General features: G+C 57.6%; 23 protein-coding genes. 17 read left to right on the top strand and 6 right to left on the bottom strand.

What is annotated here, in order from left to right:
* Nucleotides 1–3 precede the first annotated feature (3 nt).
* The 9 genes from cheR (at nt 4) to IB212_RS13520 (ending at nt 9726) form a co-directional block, all read left to right on the top strand.
* Nucleotides 4–870, top strand: a complete 867-nt coding sequence (gene cheR, locus IB212_RS13560) for a protein-glutamate O-methyltransferase CheR (RefSeq protein ID WP_014884342.1) — start codon at nt 4–6, stop codon at nt 868–870.
* Nucleotides 867–1916, top strand: a complete 1050-nt coding sequence (locus IB212_RS13555) for a chemotaxis response regulator protein-glutamate methylesterase (protein WP_014884341.1) — start codon at nt 867–869, stop codon at nt 1914–1916. Before cheR ends, IB212_RS13555 begins: the two co-directional genes overlap by 4 nt.
* Before the next feature lie 17 nt (nt 1917–1933).
* Nucleotides 1934–2323: a chemotaxis response regulator CheY gene (gene cheY, locus IB212_RS13550; protein ID WP_000763862.1), complete on the top strand. Its 390-nt coding sequence runs from the start codon at nt 1934–1936 to the stop codon at nt 2321–2323.
* Between the two features lie 10 nt (nt 2324–2333).
* Nucleotides 2334–2978, top strand: coding sequence for a protein phosphatase CheZ (cheZ, locus tag IB212_RS13545; protein WP_028013643.1), 645 nt, complete (start codon nt 2334–2336; stop codon nt 2976–2978).
* A 148-nt stretch (nt 2979–3126) separates the two neighbouring features.
* Nucleotides 3127–4275, top strand: a complete 1149-nt coding sequence (gene flhB / locus IB212_RS13540; RefSeq protein WP_041909432.1) for a flagellar biosynthesis protein FlhB — start codon at nt 3127–3129, stop codon at nt 4273–4275.
* Complete coding sequence (gene flhA / locus IB212_RS13535) at nt 4268–6346, top strand: flagellar biosynthesis protein FlhA (protein ID WP_028013641.1); 2079 nt, start codon at nt 4268–4270, stop codon at nt 6344–6346. Before flhB ends, flhA begins: the two co-directional genes overlap by 8 nt.
* The gene (locus tag IB212_RS13530) at nt 6343–6735 is read left to right on the top strand and encodes a flagellar protein FlhE (RefSeq protein WP_028013640.1); all 393 of its coding nucleotides are present in this window, start codon (nt 6343–6345) and stop codon (nt 6733–6735) included. The genes flhA and IB212_RS13530 overlap by 4 nt, the downstream gene beginning before the upstream one ends.
* 263 nt (nt 6736–6998) lie before the next feature.
* Complete coding sequence (locus tag IB212_RS13525) at nt 6999–8582, top strand: MFS transporter (RefSeq protein WP_041909434.1); 1584 nt, start codon at nt 6999–7001, stop codon at nt 8580–8582.
* 4 nt (nt 8583–8586) lie between these two features.
* A complete protein-coding gene (locus IB212_RS13520) occupies nt 8587–9726 on the top strand; it encodes a glycoside hydrolase family 105 protein (RefSeq protein ID WP_041911995.1) in 1140 nt (379 codons plus the stop codon).
* A 34-nt stretch (nt 9727–9760) separates the two neighbouring features.
* Here IB212_RS13520 and argS read toward each other — a convergent pair whose 3' ends face one another.
* Complete coding sequence (argS, locus tag IB212_RS13515) at nt 9761–11494, bottom strand: arginine--tRNA ligase (RefSeq protein WP_028013635.1); 1734 nt, start codon at nt 11492–11494, stop codon at nt 9761–9763.
* 239 nt (nt 11495–11733) lie between these two features.
* Here argS and IB212_RS13510 point away from each other — a divergent pair, with 239 nt between their 5' ends.
* Together IB212_RS13510 and cutC are read left to right on the top strand one after the other, a co-directional pair.
* Nucleotides 11734–12294 (top strand): VOC family protein, encoded by a 561-nt coding sequence (locus IB212_RS13510; RefSeq protein WP_047362797.1) that lies wholly within the window; start codon nt 11734–11736, stop codon nt 12292–12294.
* A gap of 78 nt (nt 12295–12372) precedes the next feature.
* Entirely contained in the window at nt 12373–13116 is a 744-nt protein-coding gene (cutC, locus tag IB212_RS13505; RefSeq protein ID WP_041909437.1) for a copper homeostasis protein CutC, read from the top strand.
* A gap of 120 nt (nt 13117–13236) precedes the next feature.
* Here cutC and cmoB read toward each other — a convergent pair whose 3' ends face one another.
* Genes cmoB through IB212_RS13480 form a run of 5 tightly spaced genes read right to left on the bottom strand, consistent with a single transcriptional unit; the run spans nt 13237 to nt 16818 of the window.
* Nucleotides 13237–14208 (bottom strand): tRNA 5-methoxyuridine(34)/uridine 5-oxyacetic acid(34) synthase CmoB, encoded by a 972-nt coding sequence (cmoB, locus tag IB212_RS13500; protein WP_028013632.1) that lies wholly within the window; start codon nt 14206–14208, stop codon nt 13237–13239.
* Nucleotides 14205–14948 (bottom strand): carboxy-S-adenosyl-L-methionine synthase CmoA, encoded by a 744-nt coding sequence (gene cmoA, locus IB212_RS13495; protein WP_041909439.1) that lies wholly within the window; start codon nt 14946–14948, stop codon nt 14205–14207. The genes cmoB and cmoA overlap by 4 nt, the downstream gene beginning before the upstream one ends.
* Before the next feature lie 40 nt (nt 14949–14988).
* Nucleotides 14989–15384: an MAPEG family protein gene (locus tag IB212_RS13490; RefSeq protein WP_028013630.1), complete on the bottom strand. Its 396-nt coding sequence runs from the start codon at nt 15382–15384 to the stop codon at nt 14989–14991.
* Nucleotides 15385–15436: 52 nt separating this feature from the next.
* Entirely contained in the window at nt 15437–16255 is an 819-nt protein-coding gene (locus IB212_RS13485) for a DUF72 domain-containing protein (RefSeq protein WP_041909441.1), read from the bottom strand.
* A complete protein-coding gene (locus IB212_RS13480; protein ID WP_041909443.1) occupies nt 16252–16818 on the bottom strand; it encodes a hydrolase in 567 nt (188 codons plus the stop codon). Before IB212_RS13480 ends, IB212_RS13485 begins: the two co-directional genes overlap by 4 nt.
* A gap of 264 nt (nt 16819–17082) precedes the next feature.
* Between IB212_RS13480 and aspS the strand changes: the two genes are divergently transcribed.
* From aspS to ruvB, 6 genes are all read left to right on the top strand, one after another.
* Nucleotides 17083–18855 (top strand): aspartate--tRNA ligase, encoded by a 1773-nt coding sequence (gene aspS / locus IB212_RS13475; RefSeq protein WP_041909445.1) that lies wholly within the window; start codon nt 17083–17085, stop codon nt 18853–18855.
* 1 nt (nt 18856) lies between these two features.
* On the top strand, nt 18857–19300 hold the full coding sequence (gene nudB, locus IB212_RS13470; RefSeq protein WP_041909447.1) for a dihydroneopterin triphosphate diphosphatase: 444 nt from the start codon (nt 18857–18859) through the stop codon (nt 19298–19300).
* Between the two features lie 27 nt (nt 19301–19327).
* Nucleotides 19328–20068, top strand: coding sequence for a YebC/PmpR family DNA-binding transcriptional regulator (locus IB212_RS13465; RefSeq protein ID WP_003859747.1), 741 nt, complete (start codon nt 19328–19330; stop codon nt 20066–20068).
* Between the two features lie 34 nt (nt 20069–20102).
* Entirely contained in the window at nt 20103–20624 is a 522-nt protein-coding gene (gene ruvC / locus IB212_RS13460; RefSeq protein WP_003859749.1) for a crossover junction endodeoxyribonuclease RuvC, read from the top strand.
* 80 nt (nt 20625–20704) lie between these two features.
* Nucleotides 20705–21319 (top strand): Holliday junction branch migration protein RuvA, encoded by a 615-nt coding sequence (ruvA, locus tag IB212_RS13455; RefSeq protein WP_028013624.1) that lies wholly within the window; start codon nt 20705–20707, stop codon nt 21317–21319.
* An 8-nt stretch (nt 21320–21327) separates the two neighbouring features.
* A complete protein-coding gene (ruvB, locus tag IB212_RS13450; RefSeq protein ID WP_028013623.1) occupies nt 21328–22338 on the top strand; it encodes a Holliday junction branch migration DNA helicase RuvB in 1011 nt (336 codons plus the stop codon).
* Nucleotides 22339–22382 lie beyond the last annotated feature (44 nt).

Below are 22382 nucleotides of genomic sequence, written 5' to 3'. Positions count from 1 at the left end.
GCTATGACATCACCAATGCCCCCTGGGCAAACGTCATTATTGTTGCAGATGACACAGCGCCTCGCGCTGTCCGACGCGCATTTTCGTCGGATATGTCAGTTAATCTACCAGCGTGCGGGGATCGTGCTTGCGGATCATAAGCGGGACATGGTCTACAACCGACTGGTGCGGCGCTTGCGTACGCTGGGGCTGGATGATTTTGGCCGCTATCTGAGCATGCTCGAAGCGAACCAGAACAGCGCGGAGTGGCAGGCTTTTATTAACTCACTCACGACCAACCTGACGGCCTTTTTCCGTGAAGCCCACCACTTTCCGGTTCTGGCCGAGCACGCGCGCCGTCGCACCGGGGAGTATCGCGTATGGAGTGCGGCCGCCTCAACGGGCGAAGAGCCGTACTCGCTGGCGATCACCCTTGCCGATACGCTGGGTATGGCACCGGGACGCTGGAAAGTCTACGCCAGCGATATCGACACCGAGGTGCTGGAGAAGGCGCGTAACGGCGTGTATCGCCAGGACGAGCTGAAAACGCTGTCGCCGCAGCAGCTGCAGCGTTACTTCATGCGCGGTACGGGGCCGCATGAAGGCCTGGTTCGCGTACGCCAGGAGCTGGCGAACTGCGTCGAATTCGCGCCCGTTAACCTGCTCGATAAGCAGTACAACGTGCCGGGGCCTTTCGACGCCATTTTTTGCCGTAACGTCATGATCTATTTTGATAAAACGACGCAACAGGACATTCTGCGTCGGTTTGTTCCGTTGCTCAAGCCTGACGGTTTACTGTTTGCCGGGCATTCGGAAAACTTCAGCAACCTCGCGCGTGAGTTTAGCCTGCGTGGGCAAACGGTATATGCGCTGAGTAAGGAAAAAGCATGAGTAAAATCAGGGTATTGTCTGTCGATGATTCAGCGCTGATGCGTCAGATCATGACTGAAATCATCAATAGCCACAGCGACATGGAGATGGTGGCCACTGCGCCGGATCCGCTGGTAGCGCGGGATTTAATTAAAAAATATAACCCCGACGTGCTAACGCTGGATGTCGAGATGCCGCGCATGGATGGCATAGATTTCCTTGAGAAATTGATGCGCCTGCGTCCCATGCCGGTGGTGATGGTCTCCTCCCTGACCGGGAAAGGTTCGGAAATCACTCTGCGCGCGCTGGAGCTGGGGGCGGTGGATTTTGTCACCAAACCGCAGCTCGGCATTCGCGAGGGGATGCTGGCGTACAGCGAGATGATCGCCGAGAAAATTCGCACCGCCTCGCGCGCGAAGCTCGCGGCCCACAAGCCGATGGCCGCGCCGGCAACCCTGAAGGCCGGACCGTTACTCAGCTCGGAAAAACTGCTGGTTATTGGGGCGTCAACCGGAGGAACAGAGGCAATTCGCCATGTACTCCAGCCATTGCCGCTTTCAAGTCCGGGTATTCTGATCACGCAGCATATGCCGCCTGGCTTTACCCGCTCCTTCGCCGAACGTCTGAACAAGCTGTGCCAGATCAGCGTGAAAGAGGCGGAAGACGGCGAGCGCGTGCTGCCGGGACATGCGTATATCGCGCCGGGGGACAAGCATATGGAGCTGGCGCGCAGCGGCGCTAACTATCAAATCAAAATTCATGACGGACCGCCGGTTAACCGGCACCGTCCGTCGGTGGATGTGCTGTTTCATTCGGTGGCGAAACATGCGGGGCGCAACGCCGTTGGGGTGATCCTGACGGGGATGGGCAACGACGGTGCCGCCGGAATGCTTGCAATGCACCAGGCTGGCGCCTGGACGATTGCGCAGAATGAAGCAAGTTGTGTGGTGTTCGGCATGCCGCGCGAGGCCATCAATATGGGTGGCGTGAGCGAAGTGGTCGATCTTAGCCAGGTAAGCCAGCAGATGCTGGCGAAAATCAGTGCCGGACAGGCAATACGTATTTGACTCAGGAGTATTATTTTATGGCGGATAAAGAGCTTAAGTTTTTGGTTGTGGATGACTTTTCCACCATGCGTCGCATTGTGCGCAACCTGCTGAAAGAGTTGGGCTTCAACAACGTTGAAGAAGCAGAAGACGGCGTGGATGCGCTGAACAAACTGCAGGCTGGCGGGTTTGGTTTTGTCATCTCCGACTGGAACATGCCGAATATGGACGGTCTGGAGCTACTGAAAACTATTCGTGCGGACGCGGGCATGGCGTCTTTGCCGGTGCTGATGGTCACTGCAGAAGCGAAAAAAGAGAACATCATTGCCGCTGCACAGGCGGGCGCAAGCGGCTACGTGGTGAAGCCATTCACCGCAGCGACCCTGGAAGAGAAGCTCGGTAAGATCTTCGAGAAACTCGGCATGTGAGGTGTTGGTGATGATGCAACCTGCAATGAAACCCGTTGAAGAACACTCGCCGAGCGACATCATCGTCCGCATCGGCAGCCTGACGCGCATGCTGCGTGACAGCCTGCGTGAACTGGGGCTGGATCAGGCCATTGCCGAAGCGGCGGAAGCGATCCCGGACGCCCGCGACCGTCTGGACTACGTTGTGCAGATGACCGCTCAGGCAGCTGAGCGTGCGCTGAACAGCGTTGAAGCCTCACAGCCGCATCAGGATGCGATGGAAAAGGGCGCGAAAGCCCTGACCCAACGCTGGGATGAGTGGTTTGAGAACCCCATCGAGCTGGCGGATGCCCGCGAACTGGTGACTGACACCCGTCAGTTCCTGGGGGATGTGCCGGGCCACACCAGCTTCACCAACGCCCAGCTGCTGGACATTATGATGGCGCAGGATTTCCAGGATCTGACCGGTCAGGTCATCAAGCGCATGATGGATGTGATTCAGGAGATTGAGCGCCAGCTGCTGATGGTGCTGCTGGAGAACATCCCGGAACCGGCTGCCCGTCCAAAACGCGAGAACGAAAGCCTGCTCAATGGCCCACAGCTCGACGCCAGCAAGGCGGGCGTCGTGGCAAGCCAGGATCAGGTGGACGACCTGCTGGACAGCCTCGGCTTCTGATTGTCCATTCCGCCTCAGGGGGGTTACGCCGCCTGAGGCGGTTTACGACAAAATCACCGAAAAGAGCCCGAATAAACGGGCTTTTCCCGCCATTGGATTTCCGCTGCGCTGGCATGATACCCGTGACGTAATGGGCTGAGCATGCACTGTGGCAGAAGAGAACGACGACAAAACGGAAGCCCCCACACCCCACCGACTAGAAAAGGCGCGTGAGGAAGGGCAGATCCCCCGATCCCGAGAATTGACCTCCCTGCTGATCCTTATCGTAGGCGTGTGCATTATCTGGTGGGGTGGGGAGTCGCTCGCCCGCAAGCTGGCGGGGATGCTCTCCACCGGCTTACGTTTTGACCACAGCATGGTCAACGACCCGAATCTGATCCTCAGCCAGATTATTCAGCTGATAAAAGGGGCCATGGTTGCGCTGCTGCCCCTGATTACCGGCGTGGTGCTGGTGGCGCTGGTCTCCCCGGTGATGCTGGGCGGGCTGGTCTTTAGCGGAAAATCGCTGCAACCTAAATTTTCAAAACTGAACCCGCTGCCGGGCATTGCGAAAATGTTCTCGGCGCAGACCGGGGCCGAGCTGCTCAAGGCTATTCTCAAATCGGTGCTGATGGGCAGTTCCGCAGGATTTTTCCTCTGGTACCACTGGCCCGAAATGATGCGCCTTATCAGCGAGTCGCCCCTTACCGCGATGAGCAATGCGCTGAACCTGGTTGGGCTTTGCGCGCTGCTGGTGGTGCTCAGCATTATTCCGATGGTGGGTTTTGACGTTATCTTCCAGCTCTATTCCCACTTCAAGAAACTGCGAATGTCACGTCAGGACATCCGCGACGAATATAAGCAGATGGAAGGTGACCCGCACGTGAAGGGGCGCATCCGGCAGATGCAGCGTGCCGCTGCCCGTCGCCGCATGATGGAAGATGTGCCGAAGGCGGACGTCATCGTTACCAACCCGACGCACTATTCCGTGGCGCTGCGCTATGACGAAAACAAAATGAGCGCGCCGAAAGTGGTGGCAAAAGGGGCGGGGCTGATTGCATTGCGCATCAGGGAAATTGGTACCGAAAATCGCGTGCCGATCCTGGAAGCGCCTCCGCTGGCGAGAGCCCTTTACCGCCACGCGGATATCGGACAACAGATCCCTGGACAGCTCTACGCCGCGGTGGCGGAAGTGCTGGCCTGGGTATGGCAGTTGAAGCGCTGGCGTCTGGCCGGCGGTCAACGGCCTGTCAAACCTGAGAACCTTCCGGTGCCTGCCGCGCTGGATTTTATGAACGAGAAGGACACTGATGGCTAATCTGGTGGCAATGTTGCGCCTGCCCGGCAACCTGAAATCGACCCAATGGCAGATCCTCGCCGGGCCGATCCTCATCCTGTTAATTCTGTCGATGATGGTACTGCCGCTCCCGGCGTTCATCCTCGATCTGCTTTTCACCTTCAATATTGCGCTGTCCATTATGGTGCTGCTGGTGGCGATGTTCACCCAGCGCACGCTGGAGTTCGCCGCGTTCCCGACCATTCTGCTGTTTACCACCTTGCTGCGGCTGGCGCTGAACGTGGCCTCCACGCGTATCATCCTGATGGAGGGCCACACCGGCGCGGCAGCGGCGGGTAAGGTGGTCGAGGCCTTCGGCCACTTCCTGGTGGGCGGGAACTTCGCTATCGGTATCGTGGTGTTCGTTATCCTCGTGATCATCAACTTTATGGTTATCACCAAAGGTGCAGGGCGTATTGCGGAAGTGGGCGCGCGTTTTGTGCTGGACGGGATGCCGGGCAAGCAGATGGCGATCGACGCCGATCTGAACGCCGGGCTTATCGCCGAAGATGAAGCGAAAAAGCGCCGCGCGGAAGTGACCCAGGAAGCGGACTTCTACGGCTCCATGGACGGTGCGAGTAAGTTTGTGCGCGGGGATGCCATCGCGGGCATCCTGATCATGGTGATTAACGTGGTCGGCGGCCTGCTGGTGGGGGTACTGCAGCACGGGATGGACATGGGCCACGCGGCGGAAAGCTATACGCTGCTGACCATTGGTGACGGTCTGGTCGCACAGATCCCGGCGCTGGTTATCTCCACGGCGGCGGGCGTTATCGTGACCCGCGTCAGTACCGATCAGGACGTTGGCGAGCAGATGGTGGGCCAGCTCTTCAGTAACCCGCGCGTGATGCTGCTGGCGGCTGCGGTGCTCGGGCTGCTCGGCCTGGTGCCGGGGATGCCAAACCTCGTGTTCCTGCTGTTTACGGCGGGGCTGCTGGGGCTAGCCTGGTGGATGCGTGGCCGTGAGACCAGGCCGGCTGCGGATCCGGTTCCGGTGAAAATGCCGGAGAACACCCAGGCCGTTGAAGCGACCTGGAACGACGTTCAGCTGGAAGATTCCCTGGGAATGGAAGTGGGGTATCGCCTGATCCCGATGGTGGATTTCCAGCAGGATGGCGAGCTGCTCGGCCGCATCCGCAGCATCCGTAAAAAATTCGCTCAGGACATGGGCTTCCTGCCGCCGGTGGTGCATATCAAGGACAATATGGACCTGCCGCCTGCGCGCTATCGTATTCTGATGAAGGGTGTTGAAATTGGCAGCGGCGATGCTTATCCGGGACGCTGGCTGGCGATTAACCCTGGCACTGCAGCAGGCACGCTGCCGGGCGAGCAGACCGTCGATCCGGCCTTTGGCCTGGCGGCAATCTGGATTGAAAGCGCGCTGAAAGAGCAGGCGCAAATTCAGGGTTATACGGTTGTCGAAGCCAGTACCGTGGTGGCAACCCACCTTAATCACCTGATTGGGCAATTCTCGGCAGAGCTGTTTGGCCGTCAGGAAGCGCAGCAGCTTCTCGATCGCGTGACGCAGGAGATGCCGAAGCTGACAGAAGACCTGGTGCCGGGCGTGCTGACGTTAACTACGCTGCACAAGGTGCTGCAAAACCTGCTTGAGGAAAAAGTGCCGATCCGCGATATGCGTACCATCCTGGAAACCCTTGCCGAGCATGCGCCGCTGCAGAGCGATCCGCACGAGCTGACGGCGGTGGTGCGCGTGGCGCTGGGGCGTGCGATCACCCAGCAGTGGTTCCCGGGGACCGGCGAAGTCCAGGTGATTGGACTCGATACGCCGCTTGAACGCCTGCTGCTGCAGGCCCTGCAGGGCGGCGGCGGCCTCGAGCCTGGCCTGGCGGATCGCCTGCTGGAGCAAACTCAGGAGGCGCTGGCGCGTCAGGAGATGCTGGGCGCGCCGCCGGTGCTGCTGGTCAACCACGCGCTGCGTCCGCTGCTGTCGCGCTTCCTGCGCCGCAGCCTGAATCAGCTTGTTGTGCTGTCGAATCTGGAGCTGTCGGATAACCGCCATATCCGTATGACGGCAACGATTGGAGGAAAATAATGAAATGGCTATGGATTTTGCTCTTCCCGCTGGCGGCTCAGGCTGCCGGGGAAGGGACCTGGCAGGCAAGCAGCATGGGCGTGACCCTCAGCAACCGGGGTGTCGCCATGTCTTCTAATCCGCTGTCGCCCTCTGAAACGGTTTCTGGTCAGATGGGGATGGTGGTGTGGAACTACAGGCTCATTGGCCCAACGCCAGCCGGACTGCGGGTGCGCCTCTGCTCACAGACCCGCTGCACGGAAATCGACGGCGAAAATGGCACAACGCAGGCGTTCAACGGCGTGCCGGCCATTGAACCTTTACGTTTTATCTGGGAAGTGCCAGGCGGAGGACGTTTGATCCCGGCGCTGAAGGTGCAGAGCAATTCTGTCATCGTCAACTACCGCTAGCTGCCTGCCTTTGTCACCAGCCATCAGTCAATTCTGATGGCTGTCTCGCAAAATTGACCTCACCTTTTGATGCAACAGAAACGCTGTTTTATAAATTAGTGACACGCGTGACGCGACTCTTTGCATTTTTGCCATTTACCCTGCCCGTGATGGCAGAAACAGAAAGGTATCAGGACGTCGTTGCATTTACTGTAGCCGTGTAAAAACTCCCCGATGAGCCTTACTTGCAGGGAGTCTCCCAAATTTGCTTAGGGTTGACGGCAATGAAAACACGTAAAATTGGTCTCGCAAATTATCTTGCTTACGGGGCAGGCGATTTTCTCGGGGCCGGTACGACCGCCCTGACGGCGGCCTGGCTTTTGTATTTTTATACCACCTTCTGTGGACTCACACCGATTGAAGCAACCTTCATCTTTGCCGCTGCGAGGGTGCTGGATGCTGTTGTCAGCCCGTTAATGGGCTTTTTGACGGATAACTTCGGTACGACCTGGCCTGGAAAGCGCTTTGGTCGCCGTAAGTTCTTTATCCTGCTAGGCATTCCGTGCGTGTTCAGCTACTCGTTGATGTGGGTAGGGGACATGAATTTCTGGTACTACCTGCTGACCTATCTGGTGTTTGATATTGTCTACACCATGATTCTGGTGCCTTACGAGACGCTGGTGCCGGAAATGACCGACGACTTCAAACAGAAAACCAAGTTCTCCGGGGCGCGTATTTCTATGGCGCAGATGTCAGCGATTCTGGCCTCCTTCCTGCCGGGGATCCTGCTCACCCACTTCGGTAAAGACAACGCCATCTCATTCTTTTACGCAAGCCTGGTTTTCTCCGTGCTGTGCGCCCTGATGCTTACCTTTGTCTGGTTCTTTACCTGGGAGCGCCCGCGTGAGGAGTGGTCTGAAGCGGCGCTGCGTGCCGAAGAAGAGAAGAAGAAACTGACGCTGGGGCAAAGCATCAATCGTCTGTTTGTCGAATTAAGCTCTACGCTGCGCATCAAGATTTTCCGCCAGCATCTCGGCATGTACCTCGGCGGCTACATCGCACAGGACGTATTTAACGCAGTCTTCACCTACTACGTGGTGTTTGTGCTGATGCAGGAAGCGTCAATGGCGTCCAACCTGCTGGGCACGATGGCTATCTTCCAGTTCCTCGCCGTGATCGGGATGATCCCGCTGTGTATTCGCTTCGGACCTGCGCCGTCCTACCGCATGGTGGTGGTGCTGTTTGGCCTGGCGTCTCTCTCTTACGCCATGCTCTATTACGCCGATCTGAGCGACGTCTACGCTCTGCTGTTACTGATCTCTGCGGTGGCTGGGCTGGGTCGCGGCGGTATTAACTACGTGCCATGGAATACCTATACCTACATTGCTGACGTGGATGAAGCGATCACCGGCCAGCGCCGGGAAGGGATTTTCGCCGGCATCATGACCCTGACCCGTAAGGCGTCACAGGCCGGTGCGGTGATGCTGGTGGGCATCGTGATGCAAATGTCCGGCTTTGTCAGCGGTCAGAAGGTACAGCCTGCTGAAGTGAGCCACACCATTCTGCTGATCCTGAGCGTGGGCACCATCCTGGTGCTGTTCTGCGGTTTCCTCGTTTCCCTGCGCTTCAGGCTTAATTTGCAGACCCACCGCACGCTGCGCGAGGAGACCGCGAAAATGCGTGAGTGTGGTCATGCGATGCCGGAGTCAGCGACGCCACACGCCCGCGCCACCGTCGAGATGCTGGCCGGTATGCCTTATGAGTCACTGTGGGGCAATAACAACATCGGTTATCTGAATCGCAATAAGCCAGCTGCATCTTCGCTGAAGGATCGCGCGGTACTCAATTCGACATACAACAGAGGTTAAGATGATGAAAGTTTGGCCTGTCAAACATAGCCCGCTATTGCGTCAGCCAGAGCGCTTTATCGCCCGGGACGAGCTGAAATCGCTGATTCAAAAAGTGACGCACAACCTGGTCAATATCCACGATAAAACGGGTGAATTTTTGCTGCGGCTGGACGACGGGCGCGTGATCGACACCAAAGGCTGGGCCGGATGGGAGTGGACGCACGGCGTCGGCCTGTATGGCATCTGGCAGTACTACTGCCAGACCGGTGACGAAGGGATGCGCAACATTATCGACAGCTGGTTTGCCGACCGCTTTGCGGAAGGCGCCACCACCAAAAACGTCAATACGATGTCGCCGTTTCTGACGCTGGCCTATCGCTACGAAGAGAGCAAAAACCCGGCCTGGCTGCCGTGGCTGGAAAGCTGGGCGGAGTGGGCGATGAATGAGATGCCACGCACCGAACACGGCGGTATGCAGCACATCACGCTGGCGGAAGAGAATCATCAGCAGATGTGGGACGACACGCTGATGATGACGGTGCTGCCGCTGGCGAAAATCGGCAGGCTGCTGAATAAGCCGGAGTACGTAGAGGAGGCGATCTATCAGTTCCTGCTCCACGTGCAGAACCTGATGGACCGGGAGACGGGGCTGTGGTTCCACGGCTGGAGCTACGACGGCAATCATAACTTTGCCCGGGCCCGCTGGGCGCGCGGCAACAGCTGGCTGACCATCGTGATCCCGGACTTCCTTGAGCTGGTGGATCTGCCGGAAAACAACGCCGTGCGCCGTTATCTGGTGCAGGTGCTGAAGGCGCAGGTTGCCGCGCTGGCAAAATGTCAGGACGAAAGCGGGTTGTGGCATACGCTGCTGGACGATCCGAACTCGTACCTGGAAGCATCCGCCACGGCAGGGTTTGCCTACGGGATCCTGAAAGCGGTGCGGAAGCGCTATGTTGAGCCTGAATATGCTGACGTTGCTGAAAAAGCGATTCGCGGCATCGTGAAAAATATCTCGCCGGAAGGGGAGCTGCTGCAAACGTCGTTCGGGACGGGAATGGGCAGCGATCTTGAGTTTTATCGCCAGATCCCGCTGACGTCGATGCCGTATGGCCAGGCGATGGCGATTCTCTGTCTGACAGAGTATTTGCGGAAATACTTCTGATAATAAAAAACCCGGCGTTTGCCGGGTTTCTTTTTTACATACGTTCTACGGTTTCGATACCCAGGGTATCCAGACCCAGCTTCAGAGTCTTCGCAGTCAGCTGAGCCAGCTTCAGGCGGCTGTTACGCACCGATTCATTTTCTGCAGACAGAATAGGGCAGTGCTCGTAGAAGCCGGAGAACAGACCCGCCAGATCGTACAGGTAAGCACACATCACGTGCGGCGTGCCGTCACGCGCGACAACCGTCAGCGTCTCTTCGAACTGCAGCAGACGCGCCGCCAGCTGTGCTTCACGATCCTCCGTGATGGTCACTGTAGCATTCGCCAGCACGCTTTCATCAATGTTCGCCTTGCGGAACACGGAGAGCACGCGGGTATAGGCGTACTGCATGTACGGCGCCGTGTTGCCTTCAAACGCCAGCATGTTGTCCCAGTCGAAGATGTAGTCGGTGGTGCGGTTCTTGGAAAGATCCGCGTATTTCACCGCGCCGATACCGACGGCGTTGGCCAGTTTTTCCAGTTCGTCAGCAGGCATGTCCGGGTTCTTCTCCGCCACCAGGCGACGGGCGCGCTCCAGCGCTTCGTCCAGCAGATCGGAAAGCTTCACGGTACCGCCCGCGCGGGTTTTGAACGGCTTGCCGTCTTTACCCAGCATCATGCCGAACATGTGGTGTTCCAGCGGCACGCAGTCCGGCACGTAACCGGCTTTACGCACGATAGTCCACGCCTGCATCAGGTGCTGGTGCTGACGGGAGTCGATGTAGTACAGCACGCGGTCGGCGTGCAGGGTTTCGTAACGGTATTTCGCACACGCGATGTCCGTGGTGGTGTAGAGATAGCCGCCATCCTTTTTCTGGATAATCACGCCCATCGGTTCGCCTTCCTTGTTTTTGTACTCATCAAGGAACACTACCGTTGCGCCTTCGCTCTCCACCGCCAGGTTTTTGGCCTTCAGGTCCGCCACAATGCCTGGCAGCATCGGGTTATACAGGCTTTCACCCATCACGTCGTCGCGGGTCAGGGTCACGTTCAGACGGTTATAGGTAAGCTGGTTCTGGGACATGGTGATGTCAACCAGCTTGCGCCACATCTCGAGGAAGTATTGATCCCCGCCCTGCAGCTTCACCACGTAGCTGCGGGCGCGCTCGGCAAAGGCTTCGTCTTCGTCATAGTGCTTTTTGGCTTCGCGGTAGAACCCTTCCAGGTCCGCCAGCGCCATTTCACCCGCGTTTTCCTGCTGCTGTTTTTCCAGGTAAGCAATCAGCATGCCGAACTGGGTGCCCCAGTCGCCCACGTGGTTCGCGCGGATCACCTTGTGACCGAGGAACTCAAGCGTACGTACCGCGGCGTCACCGATGATGGTGGAGCGCAGGTGGCCTACGTGCATCTCCTTCGCCACGTTCGGGGCAGAGTAGTCGACCACCACGGTCTGCGCTTCCGGCTGGGAAACGCCCAGACGGTCAGACTTCAGCGCCGCGTCAACGTGGCTCGCCAGGAACGCAGGCTCAAGGAAAATATTGATAAAGCCCGGACCAGCAATTTCGGTTTTGCTGGCAATGCCGGAGAGATCCAGATGCGTCAGTACCTGCTCAGCGAGCTGTCGCGGCGGCATGCCCAGTTTTTTAGCCACTGCCATCACGCCATTAGCCTGATAGTCGCCAAACTGTACTTTTGCTGACTGACGAACCTGCGGTTCGCAATCCGCAGGTGCGCCTGCGGCAATCAGTGCCTGACTGACTTTTTCGGAGAGAAGAGCCTGAATATTCACCTGGATACCTTACGTTTTTGATGCGGGCTTACAACCGCCCGCGCCAGTTAAAGAATTTAGGGCGGGAGTATACTGCAAATGCCTTCTGGCGTCAGCATTGCGGGGCCCGAAGATTGCTCAGAATCCAGGCTAAGAAAGCGTGCATAACCATGCAGTCATAAAAAGCCGGATTCAGCGGTTGGTCAAAACGGGGCAACGGAGTAAATTAGCGGCTTTGCGACACGAAAAGAGACTGACTTATGGCGAACTGGCAATCCATTGACGAACTGCATGATATTTCCGCAGATTTACCGCGCTTCACAAAGGCGTTCACAGAACTTGCCACCCGTCTTGGTCTCGATATCGTTCCGCTTGCGGCGGATCACATTTCCTTGCGCTGCCACCAGAATGCCACCGCCGAGCGCTGGCGTCGCGGGTTTGAACAGTGTGGCGAGTTGCTTTCTGAGAACATCATCAATGGACGCCCCATTTGTCTGTTCAAACTGCATGAGCCGTTGAACGTGGCGCACTGGCAGTTCACCGTGGTTGAACTGCCGTGGCCGGGCGAGAAACGCTATCCGCACGAAGGCTGGGAGCATATCGAAATCGTCCTGCCGGGTGAGCCGGAAACGTTGAACGCGCGCGCCCTGGCCCTGCTGTCAGACGACGGGTTAAGCAAGCCGGGGATTGTTGTGAAGACGAGTTCACCCAAAGGCGAGCGCGAGCGTCTGCCTAACCCGACGCTGGCCGTGACGGACGGGCAGGTGACCGTGAAATTTCATCCCTGGACCATTGAGCAGATCGTTGCCAGCGAAGCCTGAGAGTTGTGATTCGTCGCTGAGACACGAAACGAGAGGCGTGCAATGATGGCGCGTTAAGCTGATTTTAAGGAGAAGCAGATGGCGCTGCTGGAGATTTGTTGTTACAGCGTGGAATGTGCCGTAACGGCGCAACAGATGGGAGCTGACCGTATTGAGCTATGCGCCGCCCCGAAAGAAGGGGGCTTAACGCCTTCATACGGCGTGTTGAAGTCTGCCCGCCAGGCCGTCACCATCCCGGTCCACCCGATTATTCGCCCTCGCGGCGGCGATTTTTGTTACACGGCGGGCGAGTTCAGTGCCATGCTTGAAGATATCGCGCTGGTTCGTGACCTGGGCTTCCCGGGGCTGGTTACCGGCCTGCTTGATGAGGATGGTCACGTCGACTTGCCGCGCATGCGCCTGGTAATGGATGCCGCGAAAGGAATGGCCGTCACATTTCATCGTGCGTTTGATATGTGCAAAGATCCCCTGCAAGCATTTGATACGCTTGCCGAACTTGGCGTGGCGCGCGTCCTGACATCGGGACAGCAGTCTTCGGCGGAAAAAGGTCTGCAATTAATTACGGAACTAAAAGCACATTCCGGTGTTCCAATAATAATGGCGGGTGCGGGAGTCCGTGCCAGCAATCTGGAACGGTTTTTAAACGCCGGGGTGGAAGAGCTTCACAGCTCTGCGGGGAAATGGATACCTTCACCCATGCGTTATCGCAATACAGGGCTGTCAATGTCGACGGATGCTGAAGCGGATGAATATTCTCGCTACGGCGTAGAGGGAGAGTCGGTTGCGGAAATGAAGTCGCTGATTGAGCGTCATCACGTGTAGCAACGTACCGATTTTTACCGCGCATCATGTCGCCCAATATGATGCTTGCTTGTACCAGGCCCCTGCAATTTCAACAGGGGCCTTTTTTTATCCCCTCACCCGACAGAGGAGAGGGAAAAACTACGGCTTGGTCGCAATCAACACCGCACGCATCGGTGCAGGATAGCCTTCAACGGTTTTGCTGTGGTCGGCCGGGTCGAGGAACTGCTCCAGCGATTCGGTGATCATCCAGTCGGTGCGGCGCTGCTCTTCGATAGACGTTACGCAAACATCGGCAATGCGCACATCCACAAATCCGCATTTCTCCAGCCAGTTTTTCAGCGCCAGCGCGGACGGGATGAAGTAAACGTTGCGCATCTGCGCGTAGCGATCGCCCGGCACCAGAACCGCATGCTCATCGCCTTCAATCACCAGCGTTTCCAGCACCAGCTCGCCGCCGCTGACCAGCTGGTCTTTGAGCTGCCACAGGTGTTCAAGCGGGGAACGACGATGATACAGCACGCCCATCGAGAAGACGGTATCGAACGCTTTCAGGGCAGGGAGCTGCTCTATGCCCAGCGGCAGCAGATGCGCGCGCTGGTCGTTGCCGAGCAGTTTTCGCACCGCCTCAAACTGGCACAGGAAGAGCTGCATCGGGTCGATGCCGACCGCCAAATGGGCTCCCGCGCCAATCATGCGCCACATGTGGTAACCGCTGCCGCAGCCTACGTCCAGAATGGTGCGCCCGGTCAGGTCGGAAAGGTGCGGCAGTACGCGATCCCACTTCCAGTCTGAGCGCCACTCGGTATTGATGTTCACGCCGTACAGCGAGAACGGCCCTTTGCGCCACGGCATTAAATTACGCATCAGCGTTTCGATGCGGTTGATCTGCCCGGCAGGGAGCGGCTCTGCGCTTTCCGCCGTCACGCTGTGCAGTAAATCCAGACGATGCGGCGTCAGCTCCGGCAGATACTCCACGGCATTTGACCACTGCTTTAACAGGCCGTGCTGCTGATCGCGCTGCCAGGCGGCAATCTGCGCCGGCAGGGTCTCCAGCCAGTGGGAAAGATGGTTTTTAGCAATCAGCTGATAAAAGTTGCTGAATTCAATCATGCGGCATCCCCGGCTTTAAGCGCCACCAGAGAGCCAAAGTTAAAGCACTGGAACCACAGTTCGCTGTGCTCAAAACCGGCTTTGTGCAGGCGCGCTTTATGGGTTTCCACGGAGTCCGTCAGCATCACGTTTTCCAGCATGCTGCGCTTCTGGCTGATCTCCAGCTCGCTGTAGCCGTTCGCCCGTTTGAAATCGTGGTGCATGTTGAACAGCAGCTCGCCTACTTTGGCATCCTCAAAGCTGAATTTCTCAGAAAGCACCAGCGCGCCGCCGGGATTCAGCCCCTGGTAAATTTTGTCCAGCAGCAGCTGGCGGTCTTCAGGCACCAGGAACTGCAGGGTAAAATTCAGCACTACCATCGAGGCGTTGTTAATCTCGATCTCGCGGATATCGCCTTCCACCACGTCCACCGGAACGGGGGCTTTGTACGCGTCAATATGGCGACGGCAGCGTTCCACCATGGCCGGGGAGTTATCGACGGCAACGATTCGGCAGCCATCGTGATGAATGTTACGACGTACCGACAGCGTTGCCGCGCCGAGCGAGCAGCCCAGGTCATAGACCTGCGTACCGGGTTGAACGAAGCGCTCAGCCAGCATACCGATCATAGAGATAATATTGGAATAACCGGGAACAGAGCGCTGGATCATATCCGGGAAGACTTCGGCTACCCGTTCATCGAAGGTCCAGTCGCCCAGGCTGGCGATAGGCGCGGAAAAAAGCGTGTCGCGATCTGACATAACGTAAAAATCCGGGAAAAATAAAGTGGCGTATTGTGCGCTAATGAAGGGAGAAAACCAACTCCCACGGCATATACCACAGGTTAGCCAGCACCATCAGCAAAAGCGAACACCAGGTCGCGCTCATGCCGGAACGACGCCAGCGGAATAAACGGTGGTGAAAGCCGTAATAATGCATTAACCGGCCAGCAATAAGCATCAGGCCACAAATATGCACCATCCAGGTTTCCGCGCCATTCATCTCCATAAACAGCAGCAGGATGAGAGCAACGGGAATGTATTCCACCGCATTACCGTGAATGCGAATAGCGCTTTGCAGTTCGGAGAAACCGCCGTCGCCGTAAGAGACGCGGTACTGCATCCTGAGGCGCACAACATCAAATGAAAATTTAATCAGCAGTAACGCACCTAACACCGCATACAGCGCGCTGACCATACTAACTCCCTGTTTTTTGGCAGATGGCACTTCACTATGATAGGGGGTGATATCAGAAAAGAGAAGATTGTTGTGGGATGGAAGGGACGCTGCCCACGGACGGCACCGCGGCCTGCAAGGCCTGCCACAGAGCATCGACCAGTTCGGGCGCCTGAGCAATATCCGGCGTGTGCAAAAAGAGGTACGGCGTGGTGGCTTGCTCCCAGCTCGCGAGTTTTTGCAGCCAGACGGCGAACATCGCCTGATTTTGCTGCATATTGTCGCTGCCGATGAACCTGACCATCGGGTTCTGTGCGGTCACGATGGCGTGGACCGGCACTTTCGGTTTTTTACGCTGAGCATCAACGATGGCCTCGTTATGCGGTACCGCGCTGTGCACCGGACGACTGTCGAGGATCACCCGGTTAACGGAACGATCCAGCAGGCCCCGGTTGAGCGCTTTTTCGGCTTCGCCTTTCGCAAAGAAGTCCTGGTGTCGGACTTCCACGCCGTAGGTGAATTCGCGGGGCAGGGCATCCAGGAACTGCCACAGGGCGGGCAAATCGCGCGGGCCAAACGTGGCGGGAAGCTGGAGCCAGTATTGTCCAATTCGGTTCGCCAGCGGCGACATGCGCGTGAAAAATTCTTCCGTTAAGTCCCCGCAGTTGCGCAGCGCGGCCTGGTGGGAAATGGTCGCCGGAAACTTAAAGCAGAAACGGAAATCGTCCGTTGTTTGCTCCCGCCAGCGTTCGACTATCTCGGCTTTGGGCAGCGCATACAGCGTGGTGTTACCCTCGACGCAGTTAAAGTGTCGGGCATACTCTTCAAGGCTGGTAATGCCCAGGCGCACCCATTTCGGGTGCGACCACTGGGGCAGGCCCACGTACATCATAGCGCGCTTAAAATCTCATCCGTGCTGCGCACGCGTCCGATGCGCGGGAAGATATGGGTCATGCTGCCCTGATGCTGTTCCGCGGAAGCCGCGCTGCAGGCATCTTCAGCAATTACCAGATTAAAGCCCAGCTCCCAGGCGTTACGGGCTGTCGATTCCACGCCGATGTTGGTGGATATGCCGCACAGAATAATGGTGTCGATACCGCGGCGGCGAAGCTGCAGCTCAAGGTCGGTCCCGTAGAACGCGCCCCACTGGCGTTTAGTTACTTCGATATCGCTGTCGCGTTTGCCCAGCGACACCGGGTACGTCCACCAGTTTTCCGGCAGGGCATGTGCGGGCGCCTGGGCATCAACGGGCTGTTTTAACGCCTCGGCGAAATCAGCGGACCAGCCGACGCGTACCATGACCACAGGGGCACCGCTGGCGCGGCACTTCTCGGCCAGGCGAGCGGTGCGGCTGACGACTTCATCCGCTGCGTGTGGGCCACCGGCGAAGGGCAGGATCCCTTCCTGTAAATCAATCACAACAAGCGCGGTTTTGCGGGCATCAAGTGTTAACATCGTCACTCCAGGTAAATTAATCACTTCCGTAACACCTTACGACGTGATGACCTGTTATCGGTCGGATAATTTTGTTAATTTTTGTGAGAATGCGCAATAAGAGTGCAGCAAACGACCGTCTGGCGGTGGTTCGCTCTTATCGTCCGGCGGAATTTCCAGTATAATAGCCGCCTTTTTTCATCCAGTTGTGACATACAGAAAGCTGCGACATAGTAGCCTGCATACCAGGCGACATTTAGCCTGCGGCTAATTAAGGGATATCTCATGCGTACAGAATATTGCGGGCAGCTGCGTCAGTCCCACGTCGGACAGCAGGTCACCCTGTGTGGTTGGGTCAACCGTCGTCGTGATCTTGGTAGCCTTATCTTCATCGATATGCGCGACCGTGAAGGTATCGTTCAGGTGTTCTTCGACCCGGATCGCGCAGATGCGCTGAAGCTGGCCTCTGAGCTGCGTAATGAGTTCTGCATTCAGGTCACCGGCACCGTGCGTGCGCGTGACGAGAAAAACGTTAACGCAGACATGGCGACGGGCGCTATCGAAGTGCTGGCGTCCGATCTGGTTATCATCAACCGTGCCGAAGCGCTGCCGCTGGACTCCAACCACGTCAACACTGAAGAAGCGCGTCTGAAATACCGCTACCTGGATCTGCGTCGTCCGGAAATGGCACAGCGCCTGAAAACCCGTGCGAAAATCACCAGCCTGGTGCGTCGCTTTATGGATGACCACGGTTTCCTCGATATTGAAACCCCGATGCTGACCAAAGCGACGCCGGAAGGCGCGCGCGATTACCTGGTGCCATCCCGCGTCCACAAAGGCAAATTCTACGCGCTGCCGCAGTCACCGCAGCTGTTCAAACAGCTGCTGATGATGTCCGGCTTCGACCGCTATTATCAAATCGTTAAGTGCTTCCGCGACGAAGACCTGCGCGCTGACCGTCAGCCAGAATTTACCCAGATCGATGTGGAAACTTCCTTCATGACCGCCGAACAGGTGCGTGAAGTGATGGAAGCCCTGGTGCGTAGCCTGTGGAACGACGTGAAGGGCGTTGAGCTGGGCGATTTCCCGATCATGACCTTCGCCGAAGCGGAACGTCGCTACGGCTCCGACAAACCAGACCTGCGTAACCCGATGGAGCTGGTGGACGTGGCTGACCTGGTGAAATCCGTTGAGTTCGCGGTATTCGCGGGACCGGCTAACGATCCGAAAGGCCGCGTGGCTGCCCTGCGCGTACCGGGCGGCGCGGCGCTGAGCCGTAAGCAGATTGATGACTACGGCAACTTTATTAAGATCTACGGCGCGAAAGGTCTGGCCTATATTAAAGTGACCGAGCGTGCGAAAGGTCTGGAAGGGATCACCAGCCCGGTGGCGAAATTCCTGAACGCGGACATCGTGGGTGCGATCCTTGAGCGCACCGGTGCGCAGGACGGCGACATGATCTTCTTCGGCGCAGACAACAAGAAAGTCGTTGCGGATGCGATGGGCGCGCTGCGTCTGAAGCTCGGCAAAGACCTGAACCTGACCGATGAAAGCAAATGGGCGCCACTGTGGGTTATCGACTTCCCGATGTTTGAAGACGACGGTGAAGGCGGCCTGACCGCGATGCACCACCCGTTCACCTCGCCAAAAGAGATGACGGCGGCAGAGCTGAAAGCGGCGCCGGAAGAGGCAGTGGCAAACGCTTATGACATGGTTATCAACGGCTATGAAGTGGGCGGCGGCTCCGTGCGTATTCACAGCGGTGAAATGCAGCAGACCGTGTTCGGCATTCTGGGTATTAACGAGCAGGAGCAGCGCGAGAAGTTTGGCTTCCTGCTGGACGCCCTGAAGTACGGCACGCCGCCGCATGCGGGTCTGGCCTTCGGTCTCGACCGTCTGACCATGCTGCTGACCGGCACCGATAACATTCGTGACGTTATCGCCTTCCCGAAAACCACTGCCGCAGCGTGTCTGATGACCGAAGCGCCAAGCTTTGCCAACCCGGCAGCGCTGGCCGAGCTGGGCATTGAAGTGGTGAAGAAGGAAGAGAAAAACTGATATGGCATATAAGCTTCCCGTTTCTGTCCTGGTGGTCATTTATGCAGAAGACACGAAGCGGGTGCTGATGTTGCAGCGGCGCGATGACCCTGAATTCTGGCAGTCGGTTACCGGCAGCCTGGAAGAGGGGGAGACCGCGCCGCAGGCCGCCGCGCGTGAAGTAAAGGAAGAGGTCACCATTGACGTTGCTCATGAGCAACTGACCCTGAAGGACTGTCAGCGCACGGTGGAGTTTGAAATTTTTAGCCATTTACGTCATCGCTATGCGCCGGGCATTGAGCGCAACACGGAGTCGTGGTTCTGTCTCGCGCTCCCCCATGAGCGGGAGATCGTGTTTACCGAACACCTGAACTACCGCTGGGTGAACGCGGCGGATGCCGCCGCACTGACCAAGTCGTGGAGCAACCGGCAGGCGATTGAAGAATTTGTAATTAACGCGGCCTGAGAAGGCGCGATTTTTGGAGAACTTTTTATGGCAGGTCATAGTAAGTGGGCCAACACCAAACACCGTAAAGCGGCACAGGATGCCAAGCGCGGTAAGATCTTTACCAAAATCATTCGCGAGCTGGTGACAGCAGCGCGTCTGGGCGGCGGCGACCCGGCTTCTAACCCACGCCTGCGCGCGGCGGTAGATAAAGCGCTGTCTAACAACATGACGCGTGACACCCTGAACCGTGCTATCGCACGCGGCGTGGGCGGTGATGAAGACGCGAACATGGAAACCATCATTTATGAAGGTTACGGCCCTGGCGGTACTGCGGTGATGGTTGAATGCCTGTCCGACAACCGTAACCGTACCGTTGCGGAAGTGCGCCACGCGTTCACCAAAACCGGTGGTAACCTGGGCACTGACGGCTCCGTAGCTTACCTGTTCAGCAAAAAAGGCGTCATCTCTTTCGAGAAAGGCGACGAAGATGCGATCATGGAAGCGGCGCTGGAAGCGGGTGCGGAAGACGTGGTGACCTACGATGATGGTGCCATTGACGTCTACACCGCGTGGGAAGAGATGGGTGCCGTGCGCGATGCGCTGGAAGCGGCGGGCCTGAAAGCGGACAACGCTGAAGTCTCCATGATCCCGTCCACCAAAGCGGATATGGATGCAGAAACCGCACCGAAACTGCTGCGTCTGATCGACATGCTCGAAGACTGCGACGACGTGCAGGAAGTGTACCACAACGGTGAAATCTCTGATGAGGTTGCAGCGACTCTCTGATGAGAGCCTGTAAACCATTTACGGGAGACGCGTGATGTCGATTATCCTCGGGATTGACCCCGGCTCGCGCGTCACCGGGTATGGCGTTATCCGTCAGGTGGGACGCCAGCTAACCTACCTCGGCAGTGGATGCATTCGCACCAAAGTGGACGATCTGCCGTCGCGCCTCAAGCTTATTTATGCGGGCGTATCGGAGATCATCACCCAGTTTCAGCCAGACTATTTCGCCATTGAGCAGGTCTTTATGGCGAAGAACGCGGATTCGGCGCTTAAGCTCGGTCAGGCGCGTGGGGTGGCCATCGTGGCTGCGGTGAACCAGGATCTGCCGGTGTTCGAATACGCCGCGCGTCAGGTTAAGCAGACGGTGGTGGGCATCGGTAGCGCGGAGAAGAGCCAGGTGCAGCACATGGTGCGCACCCTGCTGAAGCTTCCCGCGAACCCGCAGGCCGACGCCGCCGATGCGCTGGCGATTGCGATTACCCACTGCCACGTCAGCCAGAACGCGATGCAAATGAGCGAGTCGCGGCTCAATCTGGCGCGAGGCAGGTTACGATAATCAGAAATCAGGCTGGATAAACATCCAGCCTTTTTTTATTATGTCGGCAGTTAATTTCTCCCAGAACGCAGGAGCGTCACGTGATAGGCAGACTCAGAGGCATCATCATTGAAAAACAACCCCCGTTAGTGCTGCTGGAAGTGGGTGGCGTGGGCTATGAAGTCCATATGCCGATGACCTGCTTCTACGAGCTGCCGGACGCGGGCAAAGAGGCGATTGTCTTTACCCAGTTTGTGGTGCGTGAAGACGCTCAGCTGCTATACGGCTTTAACAACAAGCAGGAACGCACCCTGTTTCGCGAGCTGATTAAAACCAACGGTGTGGGGCCTAAGCTGGCGCTGGCGATTTTGTCCGGCATGTCCGCTCCGCAGTTTGTGAATGCCGTTGAGCGTGAAGATCCCGCGGCGCTGGTTAAGCTTCCGGGCATTGGTAAGAAAACCGCAGAGCGTCTGATTGTTGAGATGAAAGACCGCTTTAAAGGTCTGCACGGCGATCTGTTCACTCCGGCTGCCGATTTGGTTCTGACTGCTCCGGGTGCGCCTGCCTCTGATGATGACGCCGAGCAGGAAGCGGTTGCCGCGCTGGTGGCGCTGGGCTATAAACCTCAGGAGGCCAGCCGGATGGTGAGCAAAATTGCCAAACCGGACGCCAGCAGTGAAACTCTGATTCGTGAAGCGCTGCGCGCTGCATTGTGAGGTAAAGGATGATTGAAGCAGACCGCCTGGTATCGGCAGGCACCCTTCAGGCAGAAGACGTGGTGGATCGTGCGATCCGCCCGAAGCTGCTTGATGAGTACATCGGCCAGCCGCAGGTACGTTCCCAGATGGAGATTTTCATCCAGGCGGCAAAGCTGCGCGGCGATGCGCTCGATCACCTGCTGATTTTTGGCCCGCCGGGGTTAGGGAAAACTACCCTGGCGAATATCGTCGCCAATGAAATGGGCGTCAACCTGCGTACCACCTCCGGCCCGGTGCTGGAGAAAGCGGGCGATTTGGCGGCGATGCTGACCAACCTTGAACCGCATGATGTGCTGTTTATCGATGAGATCCACCGCCTGTCACCGGTGGTGGAGGAAGTGCTCTATCCGGCGATGGAAGATTACCAGCTGGATATCATGATCGGCGAAGGCCCGGCCGCGCGCTCCATCAAAATCGATCTGCCGCCGTTTACCCTGATTGGCGCCACGACCCGCGCCGGGTCGTTGACCTCTCCGCTGCGCGACCGCTTTGGCATCGTTCAGCGTCTGGAGTTTTATCAGGTACCCGATCTTCAGCATATCGTGGGGCGCAGCGCGCGCTACATGGGGCTGGATATGAGCGAAGAGGGGGCATATGAAGTGGCGAAGCGTTCCCGCGGTACGCCGCGTATTGCCAACCGCCTGCTGCGCCGCGTGCGTGACTTTGCTGAAGTGAAGCACGATGGTTCGATTTCCGCCGAGATCGCCGCCCAGGCGCTGGATATGCTGAACGTCGATGCTGAAGGCTTTGACTATATGGACCGCAAACTGCTGCTGGCGGTGCTGGACAAGTTCTTTGGCGGGCCGGTCGGGCTGGATAACCTGGCGGCGGCAATTGGCGAAGAGCGTGAGACTATCGAAGATGTGCTGGAGCCGTATCTGATCCAGCAGGGCTTCTTACAGCGTACCCCACGTGGTCGTATGGCGACGGTGCGGGCGTGGAATCATTTCGGTATTACGCCGCCCGCGATGCCGTAAGTAGCAATAAATTGTAGCCCCGGTAAGCGAAGCGCCACCGGGGA

Origin of the sequence: Enterobacter sp. E12 (assembly GCF_014596715.2) — a bacterium.
Classification (GTDB): domain Bacteria; phylum Pseudomonadota; class Gammaproteobacteria; order Enterobacterales; family Enterobacteriaceae; genus Enterobacter; species Enterobacter bugandensis.
Note: the sequence above shows the minus strand (reverse complement) of the source record. Positions and strands in the feature narration are given on the sequence as shown.